Here is a 12,448-nt window from a genome sequence, read left to right as displayed (position 1 = left end):
CCTGGCATGCGGAATTCAGGAGCCAAGCGGATTCGAGTCCTCCGATTAAGCCCTGCCTTTCAGCGGTTGCCAGCTGCCGCCCGGGGGGTAAAGGATCGGAATCTGTGAGCGGACAGGTCGAGGAGTGGGAGGGTGCATGGATCCCGTATATGAGGCGTATACCATCGCCGATTCCACTTGGTATGAGCCGTTGGATCGCTGTGAAGATTCCTCGTCCCGCTTCTCGCTGAGCTTACGGGGAATACCGCAGGGGTGGCGCCGCGAACACCAGGGCGTGTGGGAATTCCTGATGCCGGGTGACGCGCCGGACATGCCGGAGCAGGGATGGAAGATTCACATCAGCGCTACTCCGGACAGCGCCGAGGAGACCGTCGAGGCAGCCTGGAAGGTATGCAGGCGACTTGCTCTGCCCTGGAAGTTCCTGCGGAGCCGGCACATCGTCACCGCGATGAACACCAAGTATGCGGGCCGGGCCACGAGCGGTAAGACCGTGACCGTGTACCCGCGTACGGAGAGCGAACTGCGCGCCGCTCTCACGGAACTCGACGGAATACTGCACGGGTGCCCCGGACCGTATGTTCTGTCCGACCACCGCTGGAACGAGGCCCGGTCTCCGTACGATACGGAGCCTTCAAGCTGATGTGGTGCGAGTTGCCGGACGGCACCCGGGTGCCCGCACTCCGCGGCCCTGGCGGCCGGCTGCTACCTGATCAGCGCAGGCCGGTGTTCACCGTGCCCGAATGGGTGTGCACACCGCAATTCCTCGCCCAGCAGATGTCGACCGGGGCCCCGGCCGACGGGGACGGCACTCTGGGCGGCTACCAGGTGCGCAAAGCGTTGCACTTCTCCAACGGCGGGGGCGTCTATCTGACCGAGGATGCGCAGGGCCGGGCGACAGTCCTCAAGGAAGCCCGGCCGTATGCGGGGCTCGACGCAACCGGCGCCGACGCGGTGGATCGGCTGCGCACTGAGCAGGCGGTCCTCGAAAAGCTGGCGCATCTGCCCTTCGTGCCACGCCTGTTCGGCTCCTTCGCCGTCTGGGAGCATCAGTACCTGGCGATGGAGTACGTCGAGGGGGAGACCGTCAACGCCTGGCTCGGGCGCGAGTATCCACTCACGCGCTACCGGCCCACGGAGGCCGTCCGAGCCGAGTTCGCCGCTCTGGCCGTCCGGATAATGGAACAGGTCGAGGAATGTGTGGCAGCACTGCACGGTGCAGGGGTGGCATTCGGTGATCTGCACCACCGCAACATCCTGGTCCGTCCCGACGACAGTGTCGCCCTCGTCGACTTCGAACTCGCCACCCCCCTGGATTCCACGCGGACACTCGCGCTGGGAGCGCCCGGCTTCACGGATCCGACGATCAGCGACACACGTGAAGCGGATCTGTTCGCCCTGGGATGCTGCCAACTCGCCGCGCTCGCACCACTCACAGTACTGACGCTGCGCAACCCGGCCGCGGTGGCCTCACTGCTGGAACTGGCCACCACGTCCTTCCCGACCCTCCCACCGGAGTTCGTCCGGCGCATGACCGGACGACTCGCGCTCTCTCCCGCCCTGCGGCCCCATCTTCCGGAGGAGAACACCCCCAAACCTCCGGCCCGCCTGCCCGCACCGTCAGTGGACGGGCTGCTGCGCGGCATCGCCCGCGCTGCAGACCCAGGCCGTACGGACCGACTGTTCCCCGGAGATGTCGCCGGCCACCGGCCAGGCGCTTCAGCGGGTCTCGCGTACGGCGCACCCGGAGTGCTGCTGGCGCAGCAGGCTGCGGGGTGCGTCCTGTCGGACGAGCATGTGGCATGGCTCGTGCGAACGGTGCGACAAGCGCCCCTCGATGCCCCGACCGGTCTCTACGACGGACTCGCGGGAGCGGCGTGGCTGCTGCACGCTGTCGGGCACGCCGAGGCGGCGAACCTCGTCGACCGGCTGCTGACAGGCCCGCAGCCGTCCTCACCCGGCCTGTTCAGCGGACTCACCGGGCTGGCCCATCTCTTCCTGGAAGTCGGGCTCAAGGATGAGGCGATCCACCTGGCGACGCGTGTCCACGAGCGCGCAGGGGAACAACGGATCCTGGACCGACCCGGATTGATGTACGGCTGGTCGGGACCCGCGATCCTCTTCGCACGCTGCGCCAGGACGACCGGGGCCCTGGAGTGGGCTCAAGCCGCCGCGGAGGCAGTGCGCTTCGACCTGCGGCACGCACGCGACCTCGACGGCATGCTCCAGATGCACAGCTCCAGCCGGCTGCTGCCCTACCTCGCCGAGGGATCGGGAGGAGTCGCATTGGCAGCACTGGCACTGCCCGAGGCCCAGGCCGCCGACCTCGACGCCCACGGTGTCGTGCTCGGTGCGCTGCGCGCGGGAGCCGTACAGGTCGTCGTACAGGGAGGGCTGTTCAATGGCCGGTCCGGGCTCGCATACCTGCTCTCCCATGCCCTCGTGCGCCTACCTGACTGGCGAGCGGAGCTGCACGCCCATCTCAGATCCTTGGCTCTGCACGTTGCGCCGTTCGAGGACGGCCAGGTGCTGCACGGAGATCAACTGGTCCGTCTTTCGACGGACCTGGCGACCGGCTCCGCCGGCGCGCTCATCGCGCTGAAAGCCGCACAGACCCCCGGCAGCTGTCTGCTACCCGGTGCTCACACGGCCCACGAGTGAGCACCGGCCGGCCGACTGCGCCGGTGCCTGGCCCGACGAATGGAGAAAGGAGGTGTTTCGCATGCTGAACGTTCTCGCTCTGCAGGAGCTCGACGAGGAGACCGTCGTCGACGCCCCGATCAGCACCATCAGCCTCGGCGGCTGCCACTGAGGCAGGCGCGCGAGCGCGGTCGGATGTCGAAGAGCCCGATGAGGTGCGGAAGGAGGTGTTTCGCATGCTGAACGTCCTGGCCCTGCAGGAGCTGGACGAGGAGATCGTCGTCGACGCTCCCGTGAGCTCCATCAGCGTCGTCGCCTGCCACTGAGGCACCGGCTTCGCACACGAGTGATCGCTTGCTTCGAGGGAACGAGGAGGTGTTTCGCATGTTGTATGTGCTGGCTCTGCAGGAGCTGGACGAGGAGATCGTCGTCGACGCTCCCGTGAGCTCCGTCAGCATCGTCGTGTGTCACTGACACATGGCGGCGATCAGATCCACTCGTTCCGAGAAGCGAGTTCGGGGAGGCCACGATGAGGGTGGCCTCCCCGGGCTTGTCCCAGCTTATGCCCCCCGCGGAGGACAGCGAACCGTGTCTGCGGCGTCTCGCATCCCTGGCCCCCTTGCCGGTACGACGAGCATGCGTCACCTGTTCGTCTCCGAAGTGCGGGCGTACCCCGGCAGAGTCGCCGGTGCGGCGCTGGCGTGCGCGATAACGGCTGCGGCGGTGGGCGCGTGCGCGCTGCTGTTCATCGGCGCCGGCCTGCCGGACTTCCCGGAGAACTCCGTGGCGGCCGACGCCGCCCTGGGCGCAAGGAACCTGCTGTCTCTTCTGCTGTCCATGCTGCTGATGTGTGCGGTCGTCGTGATCGGCTCGACCGTCTCGCTGTGGACGGGGCAACGCCTGGCCCAGTTCGCCGTGTTGCGCGCCCTGGGTGTCACCGCGGGCGGACTGCGCCGCATGGTTGCGGTCGATGTGGCGAGTCTCGCCCTCCTCGCAGCCGCCGCGGGTGCTGCCGCCGGCATGGTGCCGCTGGCCCACCTCGGGAAGGATCTGCTCGCGGGACGCGGGCTCTTTCCCGAAGCCGCGCCGCTTCCGTCGGGAGGGCAGACGTGGTGGACGGCCGTCGCCGTCTGTCTCACCACGGCGGCAGTGGCGCTGCTGGCGGCCATGGCTGCCGTGCTGGCCGCGGGGCGGGTCAGCCCCGGGGCCCTGCTCAAGGACGCGGAGCTGTCCGTGGCGTCGTCCCGGAGCCGGATCCGGCTGATCACGGGTGTCGCCATGGCCCTGGCGCTGTGCGTCCCTCTGCTGTTCGCCATGGCGTTCCTGGACATCCCCGCGACGGTCAGGGGGGCCATGGCGCCGGGCCTGGCACTGGTGGTGATCCCCACCCTCGCGGTGCTCGCGCCGTGGATCGTGCCCGCACTGGTCGTCCCGACCTGCTGGGCCATGCGGGTCCTGGACCGCCGCGTGGGCCGTATCGCCGCCGCCGGGCTGCGGGCCGACCCCGCGCGGACGACGGCCATGGCGGTGCCGGTGCTGCTGGCGGTCGGCGTCGCCGTGTCCTTGCTCGGCGCGGGCGCCACCATCGGACGGGCGGTCGAGCGGCAGACCGGGGAGGGTCTGCGTGCCGACGGAGTGGTCACCGCCGAGCCGGGCAGCCGCCTCCCCGTCACAGCTCGGACGTTCCCCGGAGGGACGGCCACTCCCTTGGTGGCATCGGAGGTCACCGCGCCTCCCACCTCTTTCGACGACGAGCCGGCGGCCACCAGCGCCTGGGGCGTGGACGGACCGGCGCTGGCCGACGTCGTGGACCTGGATGTGCGCGAGGGGCGGTTGGCGGACCTTCGCGACGGTGCCTTCGCGGCCGGGGCCATGCAGGCCGACGGGCATCACTGGAGCGTCGGCCAGAAGGTGCGGCTGACCATGGCCGACGGCTCGCGCCGGACGCTGATCCTGGTTGCCGTCTTCGAACGCGACCTCGCCTTCCCCGAGTTCGTGATCCCGCGGTCCACCGCGCTCGACCGCACCCCGTCGCCGTACGCCGACCGCATCCTGCTCACGGGCCAGATCCGGTCCTGGCCGAAGGAGCCGGGCCAGAAGGTCGACTCCCGGGCCGGTTATCTGGCCGACCTCGCCCCCCGCGACCCCGCCGACGACCTGGCCACCCGCCTGATCGTGGCTGTCGTCGCGGGCTATGCGCTGCTGGCCGCTGCCAACACCTGCTCGCTCGCCCAACGCGACCGCCGCGCACAGCGCTCCTCCCTGCGGGCGATGGGGCTGGGCAGATTCCAGCTGCTGCGCTGCGTCCTGTACGAAGCGGCCGGTGCCACTGCGGTCGGCGTGGCTCTGGCCGCTGTCACGGCCGTGACCTGCCTGGTTCCGCTGTCCCTGGCTCTCAAGGCCGGCCCGATGCCGGGCTTCGACGGGCCGTGGAGCGTCGGAGTGCTGGTCGCCGCGGCTCTCTCGGTCGCCGTTCCGTCAGCCGTCACCGCTCACCCGCTGTCCGGTCTCCAGAGACAGTTCGCGAGGAGATCGGCATGAAGGAGCGATACGAGGGGACAGGGGGCAGTCCTACGCGAAAGGGCCTCGGCAGGCTGTTCTGGCGCCTGTACCTCGGAGAGTCGGCCTCCGCCGTGGGCACGGCCGCCTCGGTCATCGCGCTGCCCGTCGTCTCCTTGGACAACAGCGGAGACGTCCGACTCGCCGGATTGATCAGTACCGCGCTGTCGCTCGGGATCGTTCTGGCCCGGCTGCCCGCCGGTGTGCTCGCCGACCGGTACGAGCGCCGGACTCTGCTCCTCGTGTGCAACAGTGCCGGTGCTCTCGTGCTGGGAGCGCTCGCCGCTCTGGAAGCCGTCGGCGAAGCACGGTGGGAGCTCCTCCTCGGGGGCGCGTTCCTGCTGGGTGCGGTAGGAAGCACACTCGCCCCTGCCGAGAACGTCGCTGTACGGAATTTCGTCGACGCCGCCCTGCTGCCCAGGGCTCTTGCCCTGATCCAGAGCCGGGCTGCCGTGGCCATGATCGTCGGCCCGCTGGCCGCCGGAGCGCTGCTCAAGGCCGAGGCGGCCTGGGTGTTCGCCGCCGATGCCGCCACCTACCTGGTGGCGGCCGGTTTCGCCGCCCTGCTCCCGGCGGGGGCGGGGCCCAGGAGCGATGAGCAACCTCCGCTGCAGGCCGTTGTCGAAGGGCTGCGCTTCCTGTTGCGTTCCCCGTTCCTGTGCTACGGCGCGCTCAACGCGACCGTGCTCAACCTGGTGTTCAACGGGCTGCTGATCGTCATCATCGCCTCCGCCGAAGGCGCCGGAGCGGGCAGCCTCGACATCGGCGTACAGACCGCGGCTCTCGGTACCGGGGCTCTTGCAGGCTCCTTCGCCGCCGCCCCGGTGGCGCGGCGTCTCCCCGCAGGTCCCGGTATCGCCTGCTCGACCGGGGTCGTCGCCGCCGCACTGCTCGGGTTCGCGCTGGTCCACAGCACCTTGGGCGCGGCGCTGCTTCTCGCCGTCGCGACGGCGGCGGGCCCCGTGATCACGGTGATCATCACCTCGACGCAGATGCGCCTCACTCCGTCACGTCTCCAGGGGCGTGTGCACAGCGGCAGCGGATTCCTCTCCCAGTCGATCGCCCCGTTCGGACCGGCGCTGGCCGGTGCCGGTTCGCATGCGTTCGGTCTGGCGCCCACGGTCGCGGGCGCCGCCGTGGTCGTGCTGCTTCTCGCCGTCAGCGGCGGTCTGGTCGCGGCTCGGCACGGGGTGACGAGCGGCGAGTACGAAGCGTCCGGGGGATGCAAGGTGTCCGAGGGGTTCGAGGGGGAGTCCATGGAGGCGAAACGTGGCTGACAGCAGGCCGAAGGGCGACCACGCCGTGCCGGGGGAAGACGTCAAGGAACCGCGCGATCCGTTCCGTTGGCTGGAGGACCGTGGCTCTCCACGGACACAGGCGTGGTTGGCGTCCCAGCGGACCCTGCTGGACTGCCATGCCCGCCGGGAGCAGGAACCGGAAGCGGCCTGGCGACACGTCCTCGCCGAGATCGAGACGGCTGCGGCGGGCCGCGCCCTCACTCCGCCGGTGGAAGCGGGAGGTCTGTTGTTCCGGCACGAACTCACCGCAGAGGGTGCAGAGGTGCTGTCATCGTCCGCAGCCGACAGCCCCGGGAGCGTCCTGCTGACCACGAGCGGGCACCCGTCGGTCAGCCGTCTGGCCGGCTGGCAGCCGGACCCGAGGGGGTGCGTGGTCGCCGCGCAGCTGCACCACGACGGATACGAGAACGGCGGCCTGCACCTCATACCGGTCGGTGGGGGAGCGGAACCGGGAGAGCTTTCCGACGCATCGCCGCACCCGGCTGTCGCATTCCTCGGCGGTCTGCTGCTGTACAGCTCGGGCACGCGGACCGAACACACCCTGCGCGCCCACCACCTCGGCTGCGGCAGCACTCGAACTGTCGAACTCCCCGTCGCAGGCCCCGTACGGATCTCCCTGCACACGGGCGCAGACGGGCTCCTGCTGCTCCGGACCCGGGCCTTGGGTACGTCTTCGGCGCACTGGTGGTGCACGCGGTGGACCGGCGGGGGAACGCCCGACTGGCAGCCGCTGCCCTTCGAGGGCCGGCGCATCACTGCCTGCGCGCTGGGAGCCGATGAGCTGTACGTCGCAGGACCCCGGGACGTGTACGTACTGCACCTCTCCCGCGTCGCCCGAGGAGACGCGGCGAAGCCCCTCCCCCTCGCGTCCGCTGCTCAGTCCCATACCGCGTCAGCGGGGGAGATCCAGGCGTTGCGCATGCTGGGCTCCCGCACGGATCCCCACCTCTCCGTGCTGAGGAGGTCCGGCACCGTACGCCGCCTCGAGATCCGACGCGTGATCGGGGCGGCCGGCGTCCCCACCGGCGGGGACGCCGACGAGGCACCGGTCCACAGCTTCACCTGGCACGCCCGCCTGCGCCTCGGCCCGACGTCGCACGACCGGGACGGAAGACCCGGTGACTCACTCTGGTTCCTCGCCGACGACCCTCTACACGGCGCGGTGAGCCATCGTGTCACCCCTGGCAGTCCCGTCGAGCCGGCATCCCGCCGCTCCGCTCTCCGCACACTGACGGCCACCAGCCGCGACGGAACCACCCTCCCCATCACGATCTGCGACCCTCCCTCCCGGACGCGGAATGAACCGGCACCCACCCTGGTCACGGTCTACGGCGGCTTCGGCGTCCCTCTCGAACCCTCCTGGGACCCGATCTTCGCCGCGTGGCTCTCCGCCGGGGGGCGCATCGCCTGGGTCCATGCCCGAGGCGGCGGCGAGTTCGGGCCCGACTGGGTGGCGGCAGGACGTGGTCCGGGGAAGTCCGACACCGTCGATGACCTGTGCGCGGCAGCCCGGACTCTCCATGCCGAGGGAGGGACAGGACACGGGCGGCTTGCCGCGCTTGCCGCCAGCAACGGCGGTCTGGTGCTGTCCGCGGCCCTGGTGCGGGCGCCTCACCTCTTCTCGGCCGTGGCCTGTGCTGCCCCGCTCACCGACATGGCGCGCTACCACGAGGGCGGCGGTCTCGGAGAGTTGTGGCGCGAGGAGTATGGGGATCCCACCGACCCCGAGGGGCTGAGAGCACTCCTGAAGTACTCCCCCTACCACCATGTACGCGCCGGTGACGGGTATCCGGCTGCCGTCTTCATCACCGGCGGCAACGACGCCCGTGTACGACCGTGGCACGCCTGGAAACTCTGCGCGGCGCTGCAAGAAGCCACCGGCGGCGAGTCGCCCATACTCCTCGATCACCAGGAGAACACCGGGCACTACGGACGAGCAGGCGGCGACGCCCGGTCCCTGAGCGCCCGCGTCCTCGCACTGCTCGCCACCCGGACCGGCTTGGGAACACCACCGGTCGGGCCATCGCTCGTACCCGCGCCATCCACGAGGAGCATCTCATGACCTCGGCTCCCTCCCCCCGCGGCACGGCAGACCAGCCGCACGGCCTCCCGGCGGCCGCCTCCGCCGTCGACCTCAGCAAGGTGCATGACCACGGTGCGCGGAGCGTCACCGCGCTCGACCGTGTCACCGTCTCCTTCCACCGAGGCCGGTTCACCGCGATCATGGGGCCCTCCGGATCGGGCAAGTCCACCCTGATGCAGTGCCTCGCCGGGCTCGATTCGCCCACGTCCGGGTCGGCACGGATCGGTGACCTGGAACTCACCCGGCTCTCTGACCGGGAGTTGACCCGGTTACGCCGCGAACGGATCGGCTTCGTCTTCCAGGCGTTCCACCTGCTGCCCGCACTGACGGTGGCCGAGAACATCACCCTGCCCCTGGGTATCGCCGGCCGGCGTCCGGAGCCGCAGTGGCTGGAACAAGTGATCACCGCCCTGAGTCTCAGGGACCGTCTCACCCACCGCCCGGGCCAGCTCTCGGGCGGACAACAGCAGCGAGTGGCCTGCGCACGTGCTCTGGCGGGCCGTCCCGAGATCATTTTCGCGGACGAGCCGACGGGAAATCTGGACTCCCGATCCGGCGCCGAAGTGCTCTCCCTGCTCACCCAGTTGGTCCGGCAGTTGGGTCAGACGATCGTCATGGTCACGCACGACCCGGCCGCCGCGGCATACGCGGACCGTGTGGTCTTCCTGGCCGACGGCCGGATCGTCGACGAGATCCGGCAGCCGGACGTGGACCAGGTGCTGGAGCGTATGAAGCGATTCGACCGTCCAGGCGGTGCTCGTGCGCTGGGGGACGAGTCCTCGGCGGAGGGCGCGGGTGAGGTGGGCGGGGTCGGTGAGGAGGAGGCTGGAGAGGCCGGCGTGGCGTGGTGATGGGGCGGTCGCCTTCGGGCGTGCCCTGGTCACGAGCCGAGGCCTCCGTTCCGGGGGCCGGCCCGGAGGTCAGCCGTCGGTCGGGACGCAGAGAACGGGAATCGTCGACAGGTGCAGCAGCTTGTGGGGTGTCGAGCCCAGCAGTGCGCCGCGCATGGGGCTCTCGGCCCAGCTGCCGACCACGATCACGCGGGCGTGGTGGCGATTCGCGGCCTCGAGCAGGGCCGGCGCCGGTTTGTCGTCGACGACTTCCACGGTGGTAGGCACCCCCATCTCGTCGGCGGCCTCGACGGCTGGGTGGAGCGCTGCGCGGCCGGCTTGACGGATGGCTTCCTGATGGCTCCGGTACTCCTCGCCCACGCCGCCGGGGGCTGCGGCACCGTGGACGAGCACCAGCGGCTCGCCGAACGCGAGCGCCATCTCGAGGGCGACCCGAAGTGCTCGGGCCGCGCCGGTGGATTCGTCGCGTCGGCCAGGGAACCGACGACGAGGACGCCGGTCATGGCGACGGCCCAGCCGCCGAGCCAGCCGGCCCACGGTCCCATCGCCCGGGTGACCCAGGAGAACGTGGTGCCGCAGTCCTGGTCGACCTTGTTGAGGTAGAAGAACGCCGATGCGATCAGCAGCATGGGTACGAAGGAGGCGAGTATGACGCCGGGGGCGTAGACGCCCACGAGGGCCACGACCGGTCCGATCACCGCCGCCAGTGAGTAGGCGGGGGATGTGGAGTTCAGTCCGATGACGAGTGCGTCGGTGAAGCCGATCGCATCGGCTTTCAGACTGCGGGGCGGGCCCGCGCCCGTGATGCTGTCTTTCATCTTCTCTCGCTTCGGAGGTGTCGGCGTCTTCTCGTGACCCGCGTCTGCGGGTGAGAGCACGAGACGCGTGGAACGGGCGGGCCGGCCCCGGCTCCGTCGGGGCCGGGGTGCGTTGCGGCGTCGGCGCTACTGTTCGCGCAGGCCCCACGGGGAGCCGTACTCGGTCAGCAGGTCCAGGAAGGGGCGGGGCGCGAACGCCTCGGGGCCGAGGATGCCCGAGCCGGCCCAGGTGCTGTGCGACAGGAGTTCGAGGGCGATGACGGGGTTGATGGCGGTCTGCCAGACCACGGCCTGCGAGCCGTATTCGCGCATCGACCACTGGTTGTCGACCACGTGGTACAGGTACACCTCACGTGGGCGGCCGTCCTTGGTGCCTTTCGCCCAGGTACCGGCGCAGGTCTTGCCGTGCATACGATCGCCCAGTGTCGCCGGGTCGGGCAGGCAGGCGGCGACCACGTCGCGCGGGGAGACCTGGGCGCCGCCGGGCAGGGTCACCTTCTCGGTGCGGTCCAGTCCCAGCTTGTTCAGCGTCTTGAGGGTGTCGATGAAATCGTCGCCCAGGCCGTACTTGAAGGTGACGCGCTCGGCGTCCACCCAGCGCGGGATCAGCAGTACCTCTTCGTGCTCGACGTTGACGCACTCGACCGGGCCGATGCCCTCGGGGAAGTCGAAGACCTCGGGTTCGCTGAAGGGCTCGGTGGTGAACCAGCCTCGGTCCTTCTCCCAGATCACCGGCGGGTTGAGGCACTCTTCAATCGTGGTCCAGATGGAGAAGGACGGTGCGAAGTCGTAGCCGTCGACGGTCAGGTTCGCGCCGTCACGGACTCCGATCTCCGCTATCTCGTCGAACAGCTCGTCTGCGGCGTAGCGGGCGAAGACATCCGAGAGACCTGGCTCCACTCCGATGCCGACGAGCGCGAGCTTCCCTGCCTTCTCCCACTGGTCGGCCCGCTCGAACTGCGCGTCGCCGAGCTTGACGCCACACTCCTCGTAGGGCCGTGACACGTGGGGGGAGGAGAGCGACATCGCCATGTCGAGGTAGTGCACCCCGGCCGCGAACGCGGCCTCGAAGAGCGGTGTCACGAACCGCGGATCGGTGGCGTTGAGCAGCACGTCGCACCGCTCTTCGGTGAGCAGGCCGGTGACGGCTGCCTGGTCGGACGCGTCGATGCGGGCCGCGCTGAACCGGGTTTCGCTCTCGCCGAGGGCGGTCACCGCGGCCTCGGCACGGGCGAGGTCGTAGTCGGCGACGACGATGTGGTCGAAGAAGGAGCGGCGGGCGGCGATCCGGGTGATCGCGGTGCCCACGCCGCCCGCGCCCACAAGCAGTACTCGCATGGCAACAGTGCCTTTCGTCGGGGAGGCCGAAGCCCTGGTCGCGCCATGAAACGGTCCCGCCGTGACGACGTCAATCGTGTTGGCATAAGCTGGTGGGGAGCGGAGTGGAGAAGGGAGTCGGCATGGCGAAGGACGTGGTGCCGGAGGTGGCCCGGCGGCGCAGGAGACCCACCAAGCAGGGCGTCGTCCTCTCGCAGCAACTGATCGTGGACACCGCGCTGCGGATGCTGCACGAGCACGGCCGGGAAGGGCTGACGGTGCGGCGCCTGGGCACAGCGCTCGGCGCCGACCCGAGCAGTCTGTACCGCTACTTCCGCGGCACCGACGACCTGACACTGGCCATCGCCGACGAACTGATCGGACGCTCGATGCGGGGCTGGGAGGCCACCGGCGACTGGCGCGCCGACCTGCGCAGTCTCGGGCTGCGGATCTACAGCGCATACCTTGCGCACCCGGAGGCGGCGGTCCTCACCGCCAGCCGGGTCAGCGGCCGGACCAACGAGATCGCCGCCGACGAGGTGCTCCTGCGCATACTGCGCTCCACGGGCCTGTCCGATCCCGATGCGGTGCGCATCTACCACGCGTTCATCGACCAGACCCTCGCCTTTGCCGCACTCGACGCCGCCAGCCTTGCCCTGCCGGAGGCGGCTCGCGCCGCCGACGAGGAGGTCTGGCGCGCTACCTATGCCCGGCTGTCCCCGCAGACCCACCCGCACATCGCCGCCACGGCCCCCCTGCTGGTAGCCCGGATGAACGACAGCGCGTACCCGACGGCCCTGGACATGCTCCTGGACAGCGCGGCAGCAAAACTCGCAACCATCTGAGCCGGCCGCGACTCAGGCCGGCAGCCGCTTCCGGTGTCTT

The 12,448-nt window shown here is 70.1% G+C and carries 12 protein-coding genes and 1 pseudogene; 10 read left to right on the top strand and 3 right to left on the bottom strand.

What is annotated here, in order from left to right; translation table 11 throughout:
- Positions 1-136 precede the first annotated feature (136 nt).
- The 9 genes from ACFYNS_RS30460 (at position 137) to ACFYNS_RS30420 (ending at position 9,428) form a co-directional block, all read left to right on the top strand.
- Entirely contained in the window at positions 137-640 is a 504-nt protein-coding gene (locus ACFYNS_RS30460; RefSeq protein ID WP_388606073.1) for a hypothetical protein, read from the top strand.
- Positions 640-2,658, top strand: coding sequence for a class III lanthionine synthetase LanKC (gene lanKC / locus ACFYNS_RS30455; protein ID WP_388606071.1), 2,019 nt, complete (start codon positions 640-642; stop codon positions 2,656-2,658). Before ACFYNS_RS30460 ends, lanKC begins: the two co-directional genes overlap by 1 nt.
- 61 nt (positions 2,659-2,719) lie before the next feature.
- The gene (locus tag ACFYNS_RS30450) at positions 2,720-2,809 is read left to right on the top strand and encodes a class III lanthipeptide (protein ID WP_360295057.1); all 90 of its coding nucleotides are present in this window, start codon (positions 2,720-2,722) and stop codon (positions 2,807-2,809) included.
- Between the two features lie 64 nt (positions 2,810-2,873).
- Positions 2,874-2,963 carry a class III lanthipeptide gene (locus ACFYNS_RS30445; RefSeq protein ID WP_360295054.1) on the top strand — a complete coding sequence of 30 codons (90 nt, stop codon included), beginning with the start codon at positions 2,874-2,876 and terminating at the stop codon, positions 2,961-2,963.
- Positions 2,964-3,021: 58 nt separating this feature from the next.
- A complete protein-coding gene (locus ACFYNS_RS30440; protein WP_360295051.1) occupies positions 3,022-3,111 on the top strand; it encodes a class III lanthipeptide in 90 nt (29 codons plus the stop codon).
- A 162-nt stretch (positions 3,112-3,273) separates the two neighbouring features.
- Entirely contained in the window at positions 3,274-5,178 is a 1,905-nt protein-coding gene (locus tag ACFYNS_RS30435) for an FtsX-like permease family protein (protein ID WP_388606069.1), read from the top strand.
- A complete protein-coding gene (locus ACFYNS_RS30430) occupies positions 5,175-6,473 on the top strand; it encodes an MFS transporter (RefSeq protein ID WP_360295046.1) in 1,299 nt (432 codons plus the stop codon). Before ACFYNS_RS30435 ends, ACFYNS_RS30430 begins: the two co-directional genes overlap by 4 nt.
- The gene (locus ACFYNS_RS30425; RefSeq protein ID WP_388606068.1) at positions 6,466-8,556 is read left to right on the top strand and encodes a prolyl oligopeptidase family serine peptidase; all 2,091 of its coding nucleotides are present in this window, start codon (positions 6,466-6,468) and stop codon (positions 8,554-8,556) included. Before ACFYNS_RS30430 ends, ACFYNS_RS30425 begins: the two co-directional genes overlap by 8 nt.
- Positions 8,553-9,428 carry an ABC transporter ATP-binding protein gene (locus ACFYNS_RS30420; RefSeq protein ID WP_388606066.1) on the top strand — a complete coding sequence of 292 codons (876 nt, stop codon included), beginning with the start codon at positions 8,553-8,555 and terminating at the stop codon, positions 9,426-9,428. The genes ACFYNS_RS30425 and ACFYNS_RS30420 overlap by 4 nt, the downstream gene beginning before the upstream one ends.
- A 69-nt stretch (positions 9,429-9,497) precedes the next feature.
- Here the strand turns inward: ACFYNS_RS30420 and ACFYNS_RS30415 are convergent, their stop codons facing one another.
- The 3 genes and pseudogenes from ACFYNS_RS30415 to ACFYNS_RS30405 all read right to left on the bottom strand — a co-directional run bounded on the left by ACFYNS_RS30415 (position 9,498) and on the right by ACFYNS_RS30405 (position 11,584).
- The gene (locus ACFYNS_RS30415; RefSeq protein WP_388606104.1) at positions 9,498-9,944 is read right to left on the bottom strand and encodes a universal stress protein; all 447 of its coding nucleotides are present in this window, start codon (positions 9,942-9,944) and stop codon (positions 9,498-9,500) included.
- Positions 9,896-10,246: pseudogene (locus ACFYNS_RS30410) on the bottom strand (APC family permease); the annotation flags it as partial. The pseudogene ACFYNS_RS30410 and the gene ACFYNS_RS30415, both read right to left, overlap by 49 nt.
- 126 nt (positions 10,247-10,372) lie before the next feature.
- Positions 10,373-11,584, bottom strand: coding sequence for a saccharopine dehydrogenase family protein (locus ACFYNS_RS30405; RefSeq protein WP_388606064.1), 1,212 nt, complete (start codon positions 11,582-11,584; stop codon positions 10,373-10,375).
- Positions 11,585-11,706: 122 nt separating this feature from the next.
- Here ACFYNS_RS30405 and ACFYNS_RS30400 point away from each other — a divergent pair, with 122 nt between their 5' ends.
- Positions 11,707-12,408, top strand: a complete 702-nt coding sequence (locus ACFYNS_RS30400) for a TetR/AcrR family transcriptional regulator (protein ID WP_360295034.1) — start codon at positions 11,707-11,709, stop codon at positions 12,406-12,408.
- The last annotated feature ends 40 nt before the right edge of the window (positions 12,409-12,448 follow it).

The sequence above is a fragment of the Streptomyces sp. NPDC006925 genome (assembly GCF_042869575.1).
Classification (GTDB): domain Bacteria; phylum Actinomycetota; class Actinomycetes; order Streptomycetales; family Streptomycetaceae; genus Streptomyces.
The sequence above is the reverse complement of the archived record's forward strand: the minus strand, read 5'-3'. Positions and strand labels throughout refer to the sequence as shown.

Excerpts from the sequence above, each read along its gene's own strand:
- ACFYNS_RS30400 (WP_360295034.1), top strand. The coding sequence starts at position 11,707 with ATGGCGAAGGACGTGGTGCCGGAGGTGGCCCGGCGGCGCAGGAGACCC.
- ACFYNS_RS30405 (WP_388606064.1), bottom strand. The coding sequence starts at position 11,584 with ATGCGAGTACTGCTTGTGGGCGCGGGCGGCGTGGGCACCGCGATCACC.
- ACFYNS_RS30430 (WP_360295046.1), top strand. The coding sequence starts at position 5,175 with ATGAAGGAGCGATACGAGGGGACAGGGGGCAGTCCTACGCGAAAGGGC.
- ACFYNS_RS30435 (WP_388606069.1), top strand. The coding sequence starts at position 3,274 with ATGCGTCACCTGTTCGTCTCCGAAGTGCGGGCGTACCCCGGCAGAGTC.
- ACFYNS_RS30460 (WP_388606073.1), top strand. The coding sequence starts at position 137 with ATGGATCCCGTATATGAGGCGTATACCATCGCCGATTCCACTTGGTAT.
- lanKC (WP_388606071.1), top strand. The coding sequence starts at position 640 with ATGTGGTGCGAGTTGCCGGACGGCACCCGGGTGCCCGCACTCCGCGGC.
- ACFYNS_RS30445 (WP_360295054.1), top strand. The coding sequence starts at position 2,874 with ATGCTGAACGTCCTGGCCCTGCAGGAGCTGGACGAGGAGATCGTCGTC.
- ACFYNS_RS30440 (WP_360295051.1), top strand. The coding sequence starts at position 3,022 with ATGTTGTATGTGCTGGCTCTGCAGGAGCTGGACGAGGAGATCGTCGTC.
- ACFYNS_RS30420 (WP_388606066.1), top strand. The coding sequence starts at position 8,553 with ATGACCTCGGCTCCCTCCCCCCGCGGCACGGCAGACCAGCCGCACGGC.
- ACFYNS_RS30450 (WP_360295057.1), top strand. The coding sequence starts at position 2,720 with ATGCTGAACGTTCTCGCTCTGCAGGAGCTCGACGAGGAGACCGTCGTC.